This window comes from Pseudomonas saxonica, assembly GCF_007858365.1.
GTDB lineage: Bacteria > Pseudomonadota > Gammaproteobacteria > Pseudomonadales > Pseudomonadaceae > Aquipseudomonas > Aquipseudomonas saxonica.
In genome coordinates this window covers 1,269,411-1,286,622 of the sequence record NZ_VFIO01000001.1, presented here as the reverse complement: position 1 = coordinate 1,286,622, position 17,212 = coordinate 1,269,411, and the positions used below count along the sequence as shown (strand labels likewise).

19 protein-coding genes are annotated in these 17,212 nt (G+C 56.0%); 14 read left to right on the top strand and 5 right to left on the bottom strand.

The features are described from left to right. Positions 1–341: 341 nt before the first annotated feature. Positions 342–659, top strand: coding sequence for a PA4575 family protein (locus tag FJD38_RS06015; protein ID WP_122785853.1), 318 nt, complete (start codon positions 342–344; stop codon positions 657–659). On the opposite strand, the gene FJD38_RS06010 is transcribed toward FJD38_RS06015, so the two are convergent. Next, positions 656–2,488, bottom strand: coding sequence for a hypothetical protein (locus FJD38_RS06010; RefSeq protein ID WP_122785852.1), 1,833 nt, complete (start codon positions 2,486–2,488; stop codon positions 656–658). The genes FJD38_RS06015 and FJD38_RS06010 overlap by 4 nt on opposite strands. A gap of 141 nt (positions 2,489–2,629) precedes the next feature. Here FJD38_RS06010 and FJD38_RS06005 point away from each other — a divergent pair, with 141 nt between their 5' ends. Next, a complete protein-coding gene (locus FJD38_RS06005) occupies positions 2,630–3,118 on the top strand; it encodes a TIGR00645 family protein (protein WP_122785851.1) in 489 nt (162 codons plus the stop codon). A 147-nt stretch (positions 3,119–3,265) separates the two neighbouring features. After that, a complete protein-coding gene (bamJ, locus tag FJD38_RS06000) occupies positions 3,266–3,883 on the top strand; it encodes a BamJ family beta-barrel-assembly machinery protein (protein ID WP_122785850.1) in 618 nt (205 codons plus the stop codon). Positions 3,884–3,945: 62 nt separating this feature from the next. Here the strand turns inward: bamJ and FJD38_RS05995 are convergent, their stop codons facing one another. Together FJD38_RS05995 and FJD38_RS05990 are read right to left on the bottom strand one after the other, a co-directional pair. Beyond that, positions 3,946–4,218: a PA4570 family protein gene (locus FJD38_RS05995; protein WP_122785849.1), complete on the bottom strand. Its 273-nt coding sequence runs from the start codon at positions 4,216–4,218 to the stop codon at positions 3,946–3,948. A gap of 190 nt (positions 4,219–4,408) precedes the next feature. Then, positions 4,409–4,750, bottom strand: a complete 342-nt coding sequence (locus FJD38_RS05990; protein ID WP_146384347.1) for a zinc ribbon domain-containing protein YjdM — start codon at positions 4,748–4,750, stop codon at positions 4,409–4,411. 57 nt (positions 4,751–4,807) lie between these two features. Between FJD38_RS05990 and FJD38_RS05985 the strand changes: the two genes are divergently transcribed. Further along, positions 4,808–5,050 (top strand): hypothetical protein, encoded by a 243-nt coding sequence (locus tag FJD38_RS05985; RefSeq protein ID WP_146384345.1) that lies wholly within the window; start codon positions 4,808–4,810, stop codon positions 5,048–5,050. A 3-nt stretch (positions 5,051–5,053) separates the two neighbouring features. Here the strand turns inward: FJD38_RS05985 and FJD38_RS05980 are convergent, their stop codons facing one another. Then, on the bottom strand, positions 5,054–6,022 hold the full coding sequence (locus tag FJD38_RS05980; RefSeq protein ID WP_146384343.1) for a polyprenyl synthetase family protein: 969 nt from the start codon (positions 6,020–6,022) through the stop codon (positions 5,054–5,056). Positions 6,023–6,262: 240 nt separating this feature from the next. Here FJD38_RS05980 and rplU point away from each other — a divergent pair, with 240 nt between their 5' ends. From rplU to FJD38_RS05955, 5 genes are all read left to right on the top strand, one after another. Further along, positions 6,263–6,577 (top strand): 50S ribosomal protein L21, encoded by a 315-nt coding sequence (rplU, locus tag FJD38_RS05975; RefSeq protein ID WP_007901869.1) that lies wholly within the window; start codon positions 6,263–6,265, stop codon positions 6,575–6,577. A 34-nt stretch (positions 6,578–6,611) separates the two neighbouring features. Next, complete coding sequence (gene rpmA / locus FJD38_RS05970) at positions 6,612–6,887, top strand: 50S ribosomal protein L27 (RefSeq protein WP_003443913.1); 276 nt, start codon at positions 6,612–6,614, stop codon at positions 6,885–6,887. A 197-nt stretch (positions 6,888–7,084) separates the two neighbouring features. Continuing rightward, positions 7,085–8,311, top strand: coding sequence for an Obg family GTPase CgtA (gene cgtA / locus FJD38_RS05965; RefSeq protein ID WP_122785846.1), 1,227 nt, complete (start codon positions 7,085–7,087; stop codon positions 8,309–8,311). Positions 8,312–8,434: 123 nt separating this feature from the next. Then, on the top strand, positions 8,435–9,553 hold the full coding sequence (proB, locus tag FJD38_RS05960; protein WP_122785879.1) for a glutamate 5-kinase: 1,119 nt from the start codon (positions 8,435–8,437) through the stop codon (positions 9,551–9,553). Between the two features lie 14 nt (positions 9,554–9,567). Continuing rightward, positions 9,568–10,029 (top strand): CreA family protein, encoded by a 462-nt coding sequence (locus tag FJD38_RS05955; RefSeq protein WP_122785845.1) that lies wholly within the window; start codon positions 9,568–9,570, stop codon positions 10,027–10,029. 277 nt (positions 10,030–10,306) lie between these two features. Here FJD38_RS05955 and rpsT read toward each other — a convergent pair whose 3' ends face one another. Next, positions 10,307–10,585, bottom strand: a complete 279-nt coding sequence (gene rpsT, locus FJD38_RS05950; RefSeq protein ID WP_003443902.1) for a 30S ribosomal protein S20 — start codon at positions 10,583–10,585, stop codon at positions 10,307–10,309. A 250-nt stretch (positions 10,586–10,835) separates the two neighbouring features. On the opposite strand from rpsT, the gene murJ reads away from it, so the two are divergent. The 5 genes from murJ (at position 10,836) to fkpB (ending at position 17,212) form a co-directional block, all read left to right on the top strand. Continuing rightward, a complete protein-coding gene (gene murJ / locus FJD38_RS05945; RefSeq protein ID WP_122785843.1) occupies positions 10,836–12,374 on the top strand; it encodes a murein biosynthesis integral membrane protein MurJ in 1,539 nt (512 codons plus the stop codon). A gap of 118 nt (positions 12,375–12,492) precedes the next feature. Then, complete coding sequence (ribF, locus tag FJD38_RS05940; protein WP_122785842.1) at positions 12,493–13,443, top strand: bifunctional riboflavin kinase/FAD synthetase; 951 nt, start codon at positions 12,493–12,495, stop codon at positions 13,441–13,443. Then, a complete protein-coding gene (gene ileS / locus FJD38_RS05935; protein WP_146384341.1) occupies positions 13,440–16,271 on the top strand; it encodes an isoleucine--tRNA ligase in 2,832 nt (943 codons plus the stop codon). Before ribF ends, ileS begins: the two co-directional genes overlap by 4 nt. Next, entirely contained in the window at positions 16,264–16,782 is a 519-nt protein-coding gene (gene lspA / locus FJD38_RS05930; protein WP_122785840.1) for a signal peptidase II, read from the top strand. Before ileS ends, lspA begins: the two co-directional genes overlap by 8 nt. Then, positions 16,775–17,212: an FKBP-type peptidyl-prolyl cis-trans isomerase gene (fkpB, locus tag FJD38_RS05925; RefSeq protein ID WP_122785839.1), complete on the top strand. Its 438-nt coding sequence runs from the start codon at positions 16,775–16,777 to the stop codon at positions 17,210–17,212. Before lspA ends, fkpB begins: the two co-directional genes overlap by 8 nt.

Below are 17,212 nucleotides of genomic sequence, written 5' to 3'. Positions count from 1 at the left end.
AAAAGCGGATGTGTGCAGCGTCACTATTCAGCCTCCTCTCCTTCTGGGAGAGGGGACTAAAAGCAAAAGCGGATGTCGCAGCGCCACTAATCAGCCTCCTCTCTCTGGGAGAGGGGACTAAAAGCAAAAATGGATGTGTGCAGCGCCACTAATCAGCCCCCTCTCCCTCTGGGAGAGGGTTGGGGTGAGGGTGTTGGGCGCTCACCTGCCTTCCGTTGGTCACGACATTCTCACCTGTCAGATATTTCTTCTATGCTCACCTCAAGGACCTCCACTGTAGTCAGCGGAATGATGCAGCCCGTTTTGAGCGGCTGATACAGGATCTACCGAGGGTCGCCGCCATGTCGCGCAACCTTTGCCTTACACGCCAATGCTTTGGCTTGGTTACCCGTATTGAATGCAGCGTTCGTCCGCTGGCAGGCAATAACGGGATGTGGACATTGCTCTTTGCCGCAGGCCTGGCAGGCGAGCAACCGACCACGATCAAAGCCCAAGGCCCTTTTCCCGGCCCGTTCGCGGCTGAATCTACCCTTGACTCCATCGTCGAAAGCCTGACGCTGCATGGTTATCAAGTGGCCAATGACCCGCAAATCTGGTGCCTGCATGTGCAGGCCCAGTTGCGCGAGATCAATGGCGGGCGGGCTCACTCGTTCAGTTAGCGGGGGGCTGTCGTATCCGGGACTTTGGCGAGTTTGACTTCAAATCCGTATTCGACCGGGTTCAGCGCTGTGCGGCTGTAGCTCTCAATCAAAGTCGGCTGCCCATAAAAGTAATGCACGTCAAATAAGGCAGGGCCATCCGGTTCTGCGCTATGGCTGACGGCCAGTACTTCTTTCAGGTAGTTGCCGGTGTCGTCCTTGGCGTAAAAGCGCCAGGCTTCCGCCGGAAACAGTTTTTGATCAACGACCAGAGCATTGCCTTTGAGCTCAAGGCCTTTGGGCAACTGCGCGGTATTGAAGGCGTGTTTGTCGATGGAGGCGATAAACAGTGGCATTGAACCCACCGCATACGCCGGTGTTTCGGGGAACAGGTTGAGGTCGTAGGTGATGACCCCTGTGTGCGGGTCGACATCAAACGCTTCGACAGGCAGTTCGAGCGGCTCGCTACGTTGGCCGTGCTCATCCTCTGCGAAGAAGGTGACAGGCGCCTCAGAAGTGTCTGGCAGTACGCCCAGCAACTCATCATTGAATGTCGGCGGGTGGCTGAACTCAATCGTTGCCGCACTGGCGTCTTCAACCGATTGACTGATGATTACACTCTTGGTCAATTGCTGCGGCTCAAGTGCTGAACCCTTCAGGTAGTTGGCGGCCTGATCGTCATACACCACGACGGATAACGGCAGAGATTGAATATCTTTGCTCACCACTGTCTTGTCGAGGTTGCGCACTGGCAAGTCAATGGTTTTGCGCGTGACATTGGCGGTGGAAAAGTCGAGCACGCTGATATCGAGGTTCTCAACTGGGCCGTTGAAATACACCTTGCTGTAGTGATGCGGGTGTTCGGCCTCAAAGGCTTTTTGCTCGTCATCCAACTGCTGGCCAAACGCGTCGCTCCATGCGGTTTGCTTAAGCATTTCATCCAGTTGCTGTTGATAAAACGCCAGTTGCTCGGCGTTTTCATTGATGGACCCGGCGCGTGACAGAAATTGCCCCGTGTGGTCGCGGGCCTGAATGATTAGAGGGTTGAGCGGCGTGTCGCGGACTTCAGCGGCCAGCGGTGCGCTGTTGATGATGTCGACTTCAGCGACATTTTTATCCAGCGACAGCAGGGTCACGCTGATCGTACCGTCGGTACGGGTTTTGCCCACGTCTTCGCGTGTCAGTTTGAAATTAACCACGTTGCCGGGGGCGATCACCTCGACTTTGCCGTGCAGCATCAGGGGCTGCGGCTGTTGCGCGTTCGCAGTTTCTACCCCGTCGACATAGGGGTAGGTGATGGTGAGGTCGTCAGGGTTGCTCAAATTGGCACTGGAAGGGCTGAGTTGGATGCCTGGGTCGGTTTCAGACCACTCGGGCTGGAAGGGCACCACGTGTTTATTGCTCAGGGTTACGGACTGCCATTCCAGCGCATGGGGGAACGGGAACTCGGCATTGCTATTGGCCGGGAACGGAAAGACTGGCTCCAGATCGGTCAAATAATCAGAGCTGGAGTTTTTGCGCAGCACAAACAGGCCATTGATGTAGGTGTCGGTTAGGGCCTGGCTGTCAGGGTAATGCTTGAGCAGCGCGAGATCGTCGTTGCCGTATTCGGTTTCGAAGGGCTTGTCTTGCAGCTTGATGCGCGCGCGTTCCAATAGCAGCAGCGAGCCGCCAAGGTCTGCAACGGCGTCTTTGAGCTGCTGATCCTGAATCGAATCGAGGGTCTTTTCGAACGCTGCGTTTCTGTCTTCCAGGCTGGCCTGCTGAGGTTTATCGTCCGGCGAGCAGCCGCCCGTGATGAGCAACGCTATTGAAAGCCCGAGACAACCCAAGGGGAATCGCAGATCCATTGTTCAGTTCCTGTGCGTAACGATGCCGAAGGGATGGACACTAGCAGAAAATGTTTTTACCGGCTGTTTCGAAGGCTTTATCTCTGTGCTTTTGTCACTGATATACTCGCGCCCATTTTTTTTAATACCCAGTGAGATTCAATGGAACGCTTTATCGAAAACGCAATGTACGCCTCCCGCTGGATTCTGGCGCCGATTTACTTTGGCCTGTCTCTGGGCTTGCTGGCTTTGGCATTGAAGTTCTTTCAGGAAGTGTTTCACGTCATTCCCAACGTGTTTGCATTATCTGAATCGGATTTGATCCTGGTCATCCTGTCGTTGATTGATATGGCGCTGGTGGGCGGTCTGCTGGTGATGGTGATGATTTCGGGCTATGAGAACTTTGTCTCGCAGCTGGACATCGACGAGCACAAGGAAAAGCTTAGCTGGTTAGGCACGATGGACTCGACGTCGCTGAAGATGAAAGTCGCCGCGTCAATTGTGGCCATTTCCTCTATCCACCTGCTGCGGGTGTTTATGGACGCGCGCAATATCGAAACTCAGTACCTGATGTGGTACGTGATCATTCACATGACCTTTGTGGTGTCAGCCTTTGCGATGGGTTATCTGGATAAGCTGACCAAGCATTAACCTGTGTGCAAACGCGCCTTACAAGAAGCTGGGCTTCGATGGCTTTGGGGCCTGTGATAGTCTGCTCGCCCTTTTTTGGATTCTGGCGCCCGGGAAGTGCCTGTTGAGAAACAGGTTTTCTTATGCGCCCTACAGCGGAGCAGTGTTATGTCCGAAGTAAATCTGTCGACCGACGAAACCCGCGTTAGCTACGGCATTGGCCGCCAGCTGGGCGATCAACTGCGCGACAACCCACCACCTGGCGTAAGCCTGGATGCAATTCTGGCTGGTCTGACTGATGCTTTCGCTGGCAAGGAAAGCCGTGTTGGTCAGGAAGAAATGTCGGCCAGCTTCAAAGTGATCCGCGAGATCATGCAAGCTGAAGCGGCTGCCAAGGCAGAAGCGGCAGCTGGCGAAGGCAAGGCTTTCCTGGCTGAAAATGCCAAGAAAGACGGCATCACCACCTTGGCTTCGGGTCTGCAATTTGAAGTCGTGACAACAGGTGAAGGCGCCAAGCCATCCCGTGAAGACACCGTGCGTGTTCACTACCACGGCACCCTGATCGACGGCACTGTCTTTGACAGCTCCTACGATCGTGGTCAGCCAGCCGAGTTTCCGGTGGGTGGCGTGATTGCAGGTTGGACCGAAGCCCTGCAACTGATGAATGCCGGCAGCAAATGGCGCATCTACGTGCCGAGCGAACTGGCTTACGGCGCTCAAGGCGTTGGCAGCATTGCTCCGCACAGCGTTCTGGTATTCGACGTTGAGTTGCTGGAAGTTCTGTAAGAACCCGGCGTTTTGACGTTGGCTGCGGGTTTGCTGGCAAACCCGCAGCTACACCGGGCGTTTCATATTTCGATCTTGGCGTGATGTTCGTGCGTCTCGCTCACGCCAGCAGGGCGCAATGCCCGGGCGTAGCAAAACAGAAATAGATTGCGCACCAACTCTTTGAGCACCCCCGGCTCGTTTGAGTTAAGGCCATTGAAATCAAGATCCCCTTGATCCTGAAGTTCGTTCAGGGCTTCTTCTTCCAGTACCGCACAGACTTCTCCGGTTTCCCTATGCAGGATTCGCAGGTACGGATGTGGGCGGTCCAGCCAGGCATCAATCAAATACGTCATGGTCGTCATCTCCTTGGTTAATACCAATGAGAATAATTCTTATTCAGTTAATAGCAAGTGCCTATTGGCGGATTTCTGATCTTTATGCGTTGCAACTGCTGCTGATCAAAGTTGCTGGCTTTTTGATATTGCGGGAGTGGGGAGGGTGGTGCACCTTCCTGCGCAGGGAGCAGGAAGGCGTGCAGCAGAGTCAGACTTTTCGTACGAACTCGGACTTGAGTTTCATCGGGCCGATACCGTCGATCTTGCAGTCAATATCGTGGTCACCGTCGCACAAGCGGATGTTTTTAACCTTGGTGCCGACTTTAACCACCAGTGAAGTGCCCTTGATTTTCAGGTCTTTGATCACGGTAATGGTGTCGCCATCGGTCAGCACAGTGCCTGCGGAGTCTTTGTAGACTTTTACGTCATCAGCCGCTTCAGCGTCGCCAGTGGCAGACCATTCGTGGGCGCATTCCGGGCAGATCAGCTGTGCGCCATCTTCGTAGGTGTATTCGGAGTTGCATTTTGGGCAGGGTGGCAACGTGCTCACTAAAGCTCCTTAAGCGTCAGGTCGGCTAAAAGGCGCGCATTGTATAGGGTTTTAGCGGTGAAGGCGAAAACCCTCACCCTAGCCCTCTCCCAGAGGGAGAGGGGACTGACCGGGCGCGAACTTAAGATCACCGACAATCAACTCCTCCCCCGGAGGGAGAGGGGTCTGACCGGGCGCGAACTTAAGATCACCGACAATCAACTCCTCCCCCGGAGGGAGAGGGGTCTGACCGGGTGCGAACTTAAGATCACCGACAATCAGCTCCTCCCCCGAATGGAGAGGGTTGGGGTGAGGGGTTAAGGATCAGTGCGTACGTGCGACCGCAAATTCGCTCAGCTCAACTAGCGCATCGCGGTATTCGCTTGGCGGCAGGGCTTCGAGGCACACAATGGCGCGGGCAACGAAGTCGCGGGCCAACTGGGCGGTGTAGTCCAGGGAGCCAGAGGCTTCAACGGCCTCACGAATGCTTTCAAGGTCTTCAATGCCACCTTTCTGGATGGCTTTGCGAACCAGGGCCGCCTGTTCAGTCGTGCCTTCGCGCATGGTGTAGATCAGTGGCAGCGTCGGTTTGCCTTCTGCAAGGTCGTCACCGACGTTCTTGCCCAAGGACTCCGCGTCGCCCCGGTAGTCGAGCAAGTCGTCGACCAACTGGAACGCGACGCCAAGATGATCGCCGAACGTGCGCAGCGCTTCACTTTGCTCAGGGGTTGCACCGGCCAGCGCCGCAGCACTGTGGGTCGAAGCCTCGAAAAGCATTGCGGTTTTACCGCGAATGACTTCCATGTAGGTTTCTTCGGTGGTGCTGGCGTCTCGTACCTTGGACAGTTGCAGTACTTCGCCTTCGGCAATGATACGGGTGGCTTGCGACAGGATTTTCATCACCGGCATCGAGCCCAGCTCAACCATCATTTCGAAAGAACGAGAGTACAGAAAGTCGCCGACCAGTACGCTGGGTGCATTGCCCCAGGTAGCATTGGCAGTTTTGCGGCCTCGGCGCATGCCGGACATGTCCACAACGTCGTCGTGAAGCAAGGTGGCGGTGTGCAGGAACTCAATGGTGGCGGCCAGCAGGCGCAAGTCATCGCCTTCGCGACCCAGGGCCTTGCCACACAGCAACACTAATAAAGGACGCAAACGCTTGCCGCCGGCCGAAGTAATGTAGTCGCCGATTTTTGAGACCAGCGGTACGCGTGAAGTCAGCTGCTTCTTGATGATGCCGTCGACGGCGCTAAAATCGTCCGCCACCGCGCGGTAGAAAGCTTGGGGTTGCATCAGCGACAGGTGCTCCAGAAGGGTTGCGCGGCATGCTAGGTCGGGGGGCTGGGCGTGTCAAGGCGGATGGACGGCCCCTTGCAAGCCAGACCTGCCTTGCGTACAATCGCGCACCCTGAACTTCCTGGGCAGCACCTGCCTTACGCAATTGCATCTGGGCCGTTCCAGCCCCATGCAGCCATGCCAGCCAATACCTTTACCTATAAAGCGCTGGGTGAGCAGGATTATCGGAGAAATACCATGTCGTACGCAGTAATCGTTACTGGTGGCAAGCAGTACAAAGTAGCTCCAGGTGAATACCTGAAGATCGAAAAACTGGAAATCGCTACCGGCGAATCCGTAACTTTTGATCGCGTTCTGTTGGTTGCCAATGGCGACGACGTAAATATCGGCGCTCCAGTTGTACCTGGCGCCACTGTTGTGGCTGAAGTGATCTCCCAAGGTCGTCACGATAAAGTCCGCATCATCAAGTTCCGTCGTCGTAAGCACCACATGAAGCGTATGGGCCACCGCCAGTGGTACACCGAGATCAAAATCACCGGTATTCAGGCTTAATTTCAGCCTAATTCCTCACTAGGAGAATTGACTCATGGCACACAAAAAAGCTGGTGGTAGTACCCGTAACGGTCGCGACTCAGAAGCCAAACGCCTTGGCGTGAAGATGTATGGCGGCCAGGCTATCATCCCGGGCAACATCATCGTGCGTCAGCGCGGCACCCAATTCCACGCTGGCTACGGCGTTGGTATGGGCAAAGATCACACCCTGTTCGCGAAAGTGGAAGGCGTGATCAAGTTCCAGGTTAAAGGCGCCTTCGGTCGTCGCTATGTAAGCATCGTTCCGAAGACAGCAGTCGTCGCAGCGTAATAGCTTGGTAGCTGGAAGAGCCCTGTCTTGCGACGGGGCTTTTTCGTTTGTGGGGTGAGTCTCTTGCAAAACTGTTTGTATGGGCTGCTGGCGCTGGATTTAACGGACGTTGATTGAGGTCGCTGCGCTCATTTTTGCAAGAGTCTTATGTCTTGGTTTTAATCGGCTCGTCCTGATGACGAGAGGCGCGTTTTGTTATGAAGTTTGTTGATGAAGTATCGATCAAAGTAAAAGCAGGCGACGGCGGTAACGGTTGCATGAGTTTCCGTCGCGAGAAATTCATCGAAAACGGTGGTCCTAACGGTGGTGATGGGGGTGATGGCGGCTCGATCTATATGGTCGCCGACGAAAACCTGAACACCTTGGTTGACTACCGTTATACCCGTCACTTCGATGCTCAGCGTGGCTCCAATGGCGGCAGCGCGGATTGCACCGGTCGCAAAGGTGAAGACCTGGAGCTGCGTGTTCCGGTCGGCACGACGGTGATCGATGCGGGCACTCAAGAAATCATCGGCGACCTGACCAAAGCGGGTCAGCGTTTGATGGTGGTGCACGGCGGTTGGCACGGTCTGGGTAACACGCGCTTCAAGTCCAGTACTAACCGCGCTCCGCGTCAAACCACGCCGGGCAAGCCGGGTGAGCAGCGTGACCTGAAACTGGAATTGAAAGTACTGGCTGACGTCGGTTTGCTGGGCTTGCCGAATGCCGGCAAAAGTACCTTCATCCGTTCGGTGTCTGCGGCCAAGCCAAAAGTGGCGGATTATCCGTTCACCACCCTGGTGCCAAACCTGGGTGTGGTCAGTGTCGATCGCTGGAAAAGCTTCGTAATTGCCGATATTCCGGGCTTGATCGAGGGGGCGTCCGATGGCGCGGGCCTGGGGATTCGCTTCCTTAAGCACTTGGCGCGTACGCGTCTGTTGTTGCACCTCGTCGACATGGCGCCGGTTGAAGGCACTGAAAGTGCTGCCGATACCGCTGAAGTCATCGTTAACGAGCTGACCAAATTCAGCCCGTCGCTGGCTGAGCGTGATCGCTGGCTGATACTGAACAAGTGCGATTCGTTGCCGCAAGAAGAGCACGACGCTCGCGTCAAAGAAGTCGTTGATCGTCTTGAGTGGACTGGCCCTGTGTACGTGATTTCGGCGATTGCCAAGATCGGTACTGAAAAGCTGTGCCACGACATCATGCGTTACCTGGAAGATCGTGCTGACCGTCTGGCCAATGATCCGGCTTACAAGGCTGAGTTGGCAGATCTTGATCAACGCATCGAAGATGAGGCGCGTGCTCAGTTGCAGGCGCTGGACGATAAGCGTGCCCTGCGTCGCAGTGGCGTGAAGAGCGTTCACGACATCGGTGAAGATGACTGGGACGAAGAGGATGTTGATGACGAAGATGGTCCGGAAATCATTTACGTCCGCGACTGATTTGTTGCAGTAAACTACAGCGCCGCTCAATTGAGCGGCGTTTTAGCATCTGTGGTACAGAGGTCAAAATAATTCCATGGGCAGCGCTCGGTCGCGCTGCTCTCAGGCATAGGTTGAGTGATGATGCGGAGCAAGGTGACGGGTGCGCAACGTTGGGTCGTGAAGATCGGCAGCGCATTACTGACGGCAGATGGCAAGGGTCTGGATCGCGCAGCAATGGGTGTCTGGGTCGAGCAAATGGTCGCCCTGCACGAGGCAGGCGTGGAGTTGGTGCTGGTTTCCTCCGGTGCGGTGGCGGCGGGCATGAGTCGCTTGGGCTGGACGGTACGACCGAGTGCCATGCATGAGTTACAGGCCGCTGCTGCCATTGGCCAGATGGGGCTGGTGCAGGCTTGGGAGTCGAGCTTTGCCGAGCACTCACGGCATACCGCGCAAATTCTGCTGACCCATGATGACTTGTCTGACCGCAAGCGCTATCTGAACGCGCGAAGCACCTTGCGTGCCTTGGTTGAGTTGGGTGTGATCCCGGTCATCAATGAAAATGACACGGTCGTTACCGACGAGATTCGTTTTGGTGATAACGACACGCTGGCTGCACTGGTCGCCAATCTGGTCGAAGCGGATTTGCTGGTTATTTTGACCGATCGCGACGGCATGTTTGATGCGGATCCGCGTAATAATCCCGATGCAAAAATGATTTACGAGGCGCGTGCCGACGACCCTGCGCTTGATGCTGTGGCCGGTGGCACGGGCGGTGCGCTGGGTCGTGGCGGAATGCAGACCAAGTTGCGTGCTGCGCGACTGGCTGCGCGTTCGGGCGCGCACACCATTATTGTCGGTGGCAGGCTGGAGCGTGTGCTGGATCGGCTCAAGGCTGGCGAGCGCATAGGTACCTTGCTGTCCCCTGAGCGCGGCCTGTTGGCTGCACGCAAACAGTGGCTGGCCGGGCATTTACAGACGCGTGGCACGCTGGTGCTGGATGACGGTGCTGTCGCTGCTTTGTCCAAAGGCAATAAAAGTTTGTTGCCGGTGGGCGTGAAGGCGGTGCAGGGCGGTTTTCGCCGGGGCGAGATGGTGGTCTGTGTAGCGGCCGATGGGCGAGAAATTGCGCGTGGGCTGGCCAACTACAGCGCGCCGGAAGCGCAAAAAATAATTGGGCTGCCGTCAGATGCGATTGTCGGTGTGCTGGGGTATATGGCAGAGCCGGAACTGGTTCATCGCGATAACCTGATTCTGGTTTGATTTTGAGGTGTGGAATGCGCTTGATTGGCGGGCTGTTGGGTTTGATGTTGATGATGCCGTTAATGGCATCGGCGGAAGAAATTGGCTCGGTGTCGACGGTCTTCAAATTGGTTGGGCCCAATGACCGCATTGTGGTCGAGGCATTCGATGATCCCAAGGTTGAAGGCGTGACCTGCTACCTGTCGCGTGCCAAGACAGGCGGTATGAAAGGTGGTTTGGGCTTGGCTGAGGATCGTGCTGAAGCGTCTATTGCTTGTCGTCAGACGGGGCCTATCAGCTTCAAGGGCGAACTTAAAGATGGCGAGGAGGTGTTCAAGGAGCGGACATCGCTGGTGTTCAAGACCATGCAGGTCGTGCGCTTCCTCGACAAGAAGCGCAATACCCTGGTTTATCTTGTGTACAGCGATCGCTTGATCGAAGGTAGCCCGCAGAATGCGGTGACGGCCATTCCGATTCTGCCGTGGCCTCAGGGCTAAAGCGCTTAAATAAAAAAACCGCGTATATCGCGGTTTTTTATTGCCTGCCTCTCCCTGGTTTTGTAGCAGCTGAGGAGCGTAGCGAGGCTGCGTTCGAGCGCGAAGCGGTCGCAAATTCTGCGGGTGCGTTCAGGCTGGATGCTCGCAATCTCATGGTTTACGACGGCTTTGCCGTCGCTCGCAGCCTCGCTGCGCTCCTCAGTGACTACAGGATCGAGATCAATTCTGAGGCAATAAAAAACCGACCCTAGGGTCGGTTTTTTAAAAAGCTTATCGCTTAAGCGGCAGTCGCAAGGTTCAACGCCTTGACGTGGCCATTCAGGCGGCTCTTATGGCGAGCAGCTTTGTTCTTGTGGATGATGCCTTTATCGGCCATACGGTCGATAACAGGAACAGCCAGAACATAAGCAGCTTGCGCTTTAGCAGCGTCTTTTGCGTCGATGGCTTTAACTACATTCTTGATGTAGGTACGAACCATGGAACGCAGGCTGGCGTTGTGGCTGCGACGCTTCTCAGCCTGTTTTGCACGTTTTTTGGCGGAAGGTGTGTTGGCCACCGTCGAGCTCCTCGAAAGACTTTTGGGAAATAACAAACAAAATAGGCCGCGAATCATGCCGATGACGACAACTCTTGTCAAGGGCGATTGATAAGATCCGCTGAGTGGTGGATCGAGGGAGACGGGAGATTTATTTCCGGCGCTTGACCTGTAAACTCGCGAGCTTGGCTCTGTGCTGTTGCGGCGCGCAGTATCGCATAAGTGGACGCTTTGTTCGCCTGCTCTTTCTCTATAGGCAAAAACTCTTTCAATGAATTTGCTCAAATCGCTAGCAGCCGTCAGCTCTATCACAATGATTTCAAGGGTTTTGGGCTTTATTCGGGACACCATCATCGCGCGTACATTTGGTGCTGGAATGGCCACGGATGCGTTCTTTATTGCCTTTAAATTGCCCAATCTGCTGCGCAGAATTTTCGCCGAGGGGGCTTTTTCTCAAGCATTCGTGCCCATTCTGGCGGAATACAAAAGTCAGCAAGGGGAAGAAGCCACGCGCACCTTTGTGGCGTACGTGGCCGGTTTACTGACGCTGGTGCTGGCCATAGTCACCGTACTCGGCATGGTGGCTGCACCTTGGGTTATTTGGGCGACAGCGCCCGGTTTTGCCACATCGCCGGAGAAATTCGAACTGACCTCCGAGATGTTGCGGGTTACGTTTCCCTACATATTGTTGATTTCGTTGTCTTCATTGGCCGGTGCCATTCTCAATACCTGGAACCGTTTTTCGGTGCCCGCGTTTGTGCCGACGCTGCTGAACGTGAGCATGATTATTTTCGCTCTGTTTCTGACGCCATATTTCGATCCGCCCGTCATGGCGTTGGGTTGGGCTGTGCTGGTGGGCGGTTTGGCCCAATTGCTGTTCCAGCTGCCGCATCTGAAGAAAATCGGCATGTTGGTGCTGCCACGAATCAACCTGCGCGATACCGGTGTGTGGCGAGTCATGAAGCTGATGCTGCCGGCCATTCTCGGGGTTTCGGTTAGCCAGATTTCGCTGATCATCAACACCATTTTTGCGTCATTTCTGGTCGCGGGTTCCGTATCCTGGATGTATTACGCCGACCGCTTGATGGAGTTGCCATCGGGAGTGCTGGGCGTCGCGCTGGGCACGATCCTGTTGCCCACCCTGTCCAAAACCTATGCCAGCAAAGACCGCCAGGAATACTCGCGGATCCTCGACTGGGGCTTGCGCCTGTGTTTTGTACTGGTGCTGCCGTGCTCGCTGGCTCTGGCTATCCTGGCTGAACCACTGACGGTTTCGCTGTTTCAGTACGGTGAATTCAGTGCATTTGATGCCTCGATGACCCAACGCGCACTGGTTGCCTATTCCGTCGGTTTGCTCGGGCTGATTTTGATCAAGGTGTTAGCGCCTGGGTTCTATGCTCAGCAAAACATTCGCACGCCGGTGAAAATCGCTGTGTTCACGTTGATCATCACTCAGTTGCTCAACCTGGTTTTTATTGTGCCGCTGCAACACGCCGGCCTCGCCTTGGCTATCAGTGTGGGGGCCTGCATCAATGCCGGCCTGCTGTTTTGGCAGTTGCGTAAGCAAAAGCTGTTTGTGGCGCAGCCCGGCTGGACGAAATACCTGTTCAAACTGGCGGTGGCAGTGGCTGTGATGTCCGCCGTATTGTTGGGCCTTATGCAGTTGATGCCCGCCTGGGATCACGGTCATATGCTCGAGCGGTTTATTCGTCTGGGCGGCCTGGTGATTGCCGGTGTTGCGACTTATTTCGGCATGTTATTGCTGCTGGGCTTGCGTTTGAGGGATTTCGCCCGCAAGTCTCTTATGTAAGGTAATGACCTGTCAGACGTCCATTTTGTCGATTTCACTCGATTTGCCGTGTGCAGTTGCCTGTCGTAGCGGGCCGGGTGTGGTTATAATCGGCCACTTTATGAGCAAGAAGCGCGTTATGCAGCTGGTTCTAGGCCTACACAATTTGCGGCCCCAGCATCGGGGCTGTGTCGCCACTATTGGCAACTTTGACGGTGTACACCGTGGTCACCAGGCTATCCTGGAGCGACTGCGTGAGCGTGCACTGGAGTTGGGCGTGCCCAGCTGCGTGGTGATTTTTGAGCCGCAGCCGCGCGAGTTCTTTGCCCCTGAAACGGCTCCGGCCCGTCTGGCACGCCTGCGCGACAAGCTGCAGTTGTTGGCCGACGCCGGGGTTGATCGGGTCTTGTGCCTGGCGTTTAACCAACGCTTGTGCAAACTCAGCGCCGCAGAGTTCGTTGATACCATTCTGGTTGACGGCCTGGGTGTTCAGCACCTTGAAGTCGGCGACGACTTCCGCTTTGGCTGTGACCGGGTGGGCGACTTTGACTTCCTGCAGCAAGCAGGGCTGATGCAGAAATTTACGGTCGAAGCGGCGCAAACCGTTGAGCTTGATGGCGTACGAATCAGCAGTACCAAGGTGCGAGACGCCTTGGCCAGTGCAGATTTCGGCCTCGCAGAACGTTTGCTCGGGCGCCCCTTCACCATTGAAGGCAGGGTTCTGCACGGTCAGAAACTGGCGCGCCAACTGGGCACACCAACCGCTAATATCCAGCTCAAGCGTCGTCGCGCTCCGTTGACCGGTGTTTATGTGGTCAGCGTTGAAATCGACGGAAAAACCTGGCCGGGTGTCGCCAATATCGGCGTCAGACCCACCGTAGCAGGGGATGGCAGCGCCCATCTTGAAGTACATCTATTAGATTTCGCCGGCGATGTGTATGGCCGACGATTGACCGTGGCATTCCACCACAAGCTGCGTGATGAGCAGCGTTTCGCCTCCCTTGAGGCGCTCAAGACGGCGATCAATGCGGACGTCGCCGCCGCCCGAGCCTTCTGGCTGGGTCAACCGCTTAAAAAGAGCCTGAAATGACCGACTACAAAGCCACGCTAAACCTTCCGGACACAGCCTTCCCAATGAAGGCCGGCCTGCCACAGCGCGAACCGCAAATTTTGCAGCGCTGGGACAGCATTGGCCTGTACGGGAAGTTGCGCGAGATTGGCAAGGATCGTCCGAAGTTCGTACTTCACGACGGTCCTCCGTACGCCAACGGCACCATCCACATCGGTCATGCGCTGAACAAGATCCTCAAGGACATGATTATCCGCTCCAAAACCCTGTCGGGTTTTGATGCGCCGTATGTGCCGGGCTGGGACTGCCACGGCCTGCCGATCGAGCACAAGGTTGAAGTGACCCACGGTAAAAACCTGAGCGCGGATAAAACCCGCGAGCTGTGCCGTGCGTACGCAACCGAGCAGATCGAAGGTCAGAAATCCGAGTTCATCCGTTTGGGCGTGTTGGGCGATTTCGCCAACCCGTACAAAACCATGGACTTCAAAAACGAAGCCGGTGAAATTCGAGCATTGGCCGAAATCGTCAAGGGCGGTTTCGTGTTCAAGGGCCTTAAGCCTGTGAACTGGTGTTTCGACTGCGGCTCGGCACTGGCTGAAGCTGAAGTTGAATACCAGGACAAAAAGTCCGCTGCCATCGACGTTGCCTTCCCGGTTGCCGATGAAGCCAAGTTGGCCGAAGCCTTCGGTCTGGCTGCCTTGAGCAAGCCGACCTCGATCGTGATCTGGACCACCACCCCGTGGACCATCCCGGCGAACCAGGCACTTAACGTGCACCCTGAGTTCACCTACGCGCTGGTCGACGTGGGCGACAAACTGCTGGTGCTGGCTGAAGAGCTGGTCGAGGCGAGTCTGGCGCGCTACAACCTGCAAGGTTCGGTCATCGCCACCACGACCGGTACGGCGTTGGAACTGATCAACTTCCGTCACCCGTTCTACGACCGTCTGTCGCCTGTTTACCTGGCCGATTACGTTGAGCTGGGCGCAGGCACGGGCGTGGTTCACTCCGCACCGGCTTATGGCGTAGACGACTTCGTGACCTGCAAAGCCTATGGCATGGTCAACGACGACATCATCAATCCGGTTCAAAGCAACGGCGTATATGTGCCGTCGCTGGAATTCTTCGGTGGCCAGTTCATCTGGAAAGCCAACCAGAACATCATCGACAAACTGATCGAAGTCGGTTCGTTGATGTTCACCGAGACCATCAGCCACAGCTATATGCACTGCTGGCGCCACAAGACGCCGCTGATCTACCGCGCTACCGCGCAGTGGTTTATCGGCATGGACAAAGAGCCCGTCGAAGGCGACACCCTGCGCACCCGCGCACTTCAGGCCATCGAAGACACCCAGTTCGTACCCGCATGGGGCCAGGCTCGCCTGCACTCGATGATCGCCAACCGTCCAGACTGGTGCATCTCGCGTCAACGTAACTGGGGCGTGCCGATCCCGTTCTTCCTGAACAAGGAAAGCGGCGAGCTGCACCCGCGCACCGTCGAAATGATGGAAGAAGTGGCCAAGCGCGTTGAAGTTGAAGGTATCGAGGCGTGGTTCAAGCTGGATGCCGCCGAGCTGCTGGGCGACGAAGCGCCGCTGTACGACAAAATCAGCGACACGCTGGACGTCTGGTTCGATTCGGGTACCACACACTGGCACGTACTGCGTGGTTCGCACCCGATGGGCCACGAAAGCGGCCCGCGTGCCGACCTGTACCTTGAAGGTTCGGACCAACACCGTGGCTGGTTCCACTCGTCGTTGTTGACCGGCTGCGCCATCGACAACCACGCGCCCTATCGCGAGTTGCTGACCCACGGTTTCACTGTGGACGAAGCAGGCCGCAAAATGTCCAAGTCCCTGGGCAATGTCATTGCTCCGCAAAAGGTCAATGACACCTTGGGTGCCGACATCATGCGCCTGTGGGTGGCCTCGACTGACTACTCGGGTGAAATCGCGGTTTCCGACCAGATTCTGCAACGCAGTGCCGACGCCTATCGTCGTATCCGTAACACCGCGCGCTTCCTGCTCTCCAACCTGACCGGCTTCAACCCGGCCACTGACATCCTGCCTGCCGAAGAAATGCTGGCACTGGACCGTTGGGCTGTGGATCGTGCGTTGTTGCTGCAACGTGAGCTGGAACTGCATTACGGCGAATACCGTTTTTGGAACGTTTACTCCAAGGTGCACAACTTCTGCGTTCAGGAGCTGGGCGGCTTCTATCTCGACATCATCAAGGACCGCCAGTACACCACCGGCGCCAACAGCAAGGCTCGCCGTTCGTGCCAGACCGCGCTGTTCCACATCTCCGAAGCCTTGGTTCGCTGGATCGCGCCGATCCTGGCGTTCACCGCGGACGAATTGTGGCAATACCTGCCGGGCGAGCGTAACGAGTCGGTCATGCTGAACACCTGGTACGAAGGCCTGAGCGAATTGCCGGAAGGCACCGAGCTGGACCGCGCCTACTGGGAGCGGATCATGGCGGTTAAGGTTGCGGTCAACAAAGAGATGGAAAACCTGCGCGCGGCCAAGGCTATTGGCGGTAACTTGCAGGCTGAAGTCACTCTGTTTGCCGAAGAAGAGCTGGCGGCCGACCTGTCCAAGCTGAGCAACGAGCTGCGCTTTGTACTGATCACTTCCACCGCCAGCGTTGCGCCGTTTGCACTGGCACCTGCCGATGCTGTGGTCACTGAAGTACCGGGCCTCAAGCTCAAAGTGGTCAAGTCTGTACACGCCAAGTGCGCGCGCTGCTGGCATTGCCGTGAAGACGTTGGCGTGAACCCGGAGCATCCGGAAATCTGCGGTCGTTGTGTCGACAACATCAGCGGCGCCGGCGAGGTACGTCACTATGCCTAACACCAGCACTGCCGGGCGCTTCGGGCGCCTGGGCTGGCTCTGGTTGACTGTGCTGGTTCTGGTCATTGACCTGACCAGCAAGGTCTATTTTGATAACGCGCTGCATTTGTACCAGCAGATTGTGGTCATACCTGACCTCTTTAGCTGGACGCTGGCTTACAACGAAGGTGCGGCCTTCAGCTTTCTGGCTGAAAGTGCGGGTTGGCAGCGTTGGCTGTTCGCATTGATTGCTGTGGTGGTCAGTGCCGTGCTGGTGGTGTGGCTCAAGCGTCTTGGGCGCAATGACACTTGGCTGGCCATCGCGCTTGCACTGATTCTTGGAGGTGCCTTGGGCAACCTCTATGACCGCATTGCCTACGGACATGTCGTCGATTTCATTCTGGTGCATTGGCAAAATCGCTGGTACTTCCCTGCATTCAACTTCGCCGACAGTGCGATTTGTGTAGGGGCAGTGATGCTGGCACTGGATATGTTTAAAAGTAAAAAGTCCGGAGAACCCGCTCATGACTGAGCAACGTATTGGCCAGAACACGCAAGTCACTTTGCATTTCGCTCTGCGTCTTGAAAATGGCGACACCGTTGACAGCACCTTTGACAAATCGCCTGCCACTTTCAAGGTCGGCGACGGTAGCCTGTTACCGGGATTCGAAGCCGCCCTGTTTGGTTTCAAGGCAGGCGACAAGCGCGAGCTGCAGATCCTGCCGGAAAACGCCTTCGGTCAGCCTAACCCGCAAAACGTACAAATCATTGCGCGCTCCCAGTTTAATGACATGGAGTTGTCGGAAGGTTTGCTGGTCATCTTCAATGATGCCGCCAACACCGAGTTGCCGGGTGTGGTCAAAGCCTTTGATGATGAGCAAGTGACTATCGATTTCAACCACCCGTTGGCAGGCAAGACCCTGACCTTCGACGTGGAAATCTTCGAAGTCAAAGCGCTGTAA

What these genes read in the sequence shown, in the direction of transcription:
- cgtA (WP_122785846.1), top strand. Translation starts at nt 7,085, where the DNA reads ATGAAGTTTGTTGATGAAGTATCGATCAAAGTAAAAGCAGGCGACGGC.
- lspA (WP_122785840.1), top strand. Translation starts at nt 16,264, where the DNA reads ATGCCTAACACCAGCACTGCCGGGCGCTTCGGGCGCCTGGGCTGGCTC.
- rplU (WP_007901869.1), top strand. Translation starts at nt 6,263, where the DNA reads ATGTCGTACGCAGTAATCGTTACTGGTGGCAAGCAGTACAAAGTAGCT.
- proB (WP_122785879.1), top strand. Translation starts at nt 8,435, where the DNA reads ATGCGGAGCAAGGTGACGGGTGCGCAACGTTGGGTCGTGAAGATCGGC.
- bamJ (WP_122785850.1), top strand. Translation starts at nt 3,266, where the DNA reads ATGTCCGAAGTAAATCTGTCGACCGACGAAACCCGCGTTAGCTACGGC.
- murJ (WP_122785843.1), top strand. Translation starts at nt 10,836, where the DNA reads ATGAATTTGCTCAAATCGCTAGCAGCCGTCAGCTCTATCACAATGATT.
- FJD38_RS05995 (WP_122785849.1), bottom strand. Translation starts at nt 4,218, where the DNA reads ATGACGTATTTGATTGATGCCTGGCTGGACCGCCCACATCCGTACCTG.
- ribF (WP_122785842.1), top strand. Translation starts at nt 12,493, where the DNA reads ATGCAGCTGGTTCTAGGCCTACACAATTTGCGGCCCCAGCATCGGGGC.
- ileS (WP_146384341.1), top strand. Translation starts at nt 13,440, where the DNA reads ATGACCGACTACAAAGCCACGCTAAACCTTCCGGACACAGCCTTCCCA.
- FJD38_RS05955 (WP_122785845.1), top strand. Translation starts at nt 9,568, where the DNA reads ATGCGCTTGATTGGCGGGCTGTTGGGTTTGATGTTGATGATGCCGTTA.
- FJD38_RS06010 (WP_122785852.1), bottom strand. Translation starts at nt 2,488, where the DNA reads ATGGATCTGCGATTCCCCTTGGGTTGTCTCGGGCTTTCAATAGCGTTG.
- FJD38_RS06005 (WP_122785851.1), top strand. Translation starts at nt 2,630, where the DNA reads ATGGAACGCTTTATCGAAAACGCAATGTACGCCTCCCGCTGGATTCTG.
- FJD38_RS05980 (WP_146384343.1), bottom strand. Translation starts at nt 6,022, where the DNA reads ATGCAACCCCAAGCTTTCTACCGCGCGGTGGCGGACGATTTTAGCGCC.
- rpmA (WP_003443913.1), top strand. Translation starts at nt 6,612, where the DNA reads ATGGCACACAAAAAAGCTGGTGGTAGTACCCGTAACGGTCGCGACTCA.
- fkpB (WP_122785839.1), top strand. Translation starts at nt 16,775, where the DNA reads ATGACTGAGCAACGTATTGGCCAGAACACGCAAGTCACTTTGCATTTC.
- FJD38_RS06015 (WP_122785853.1), top strand. Translation starts at nt 342, where the DNA reads ATGTCGCGCAACCTTTGCCTTACACGCCAATGCTTTGGCTTGGTTACC.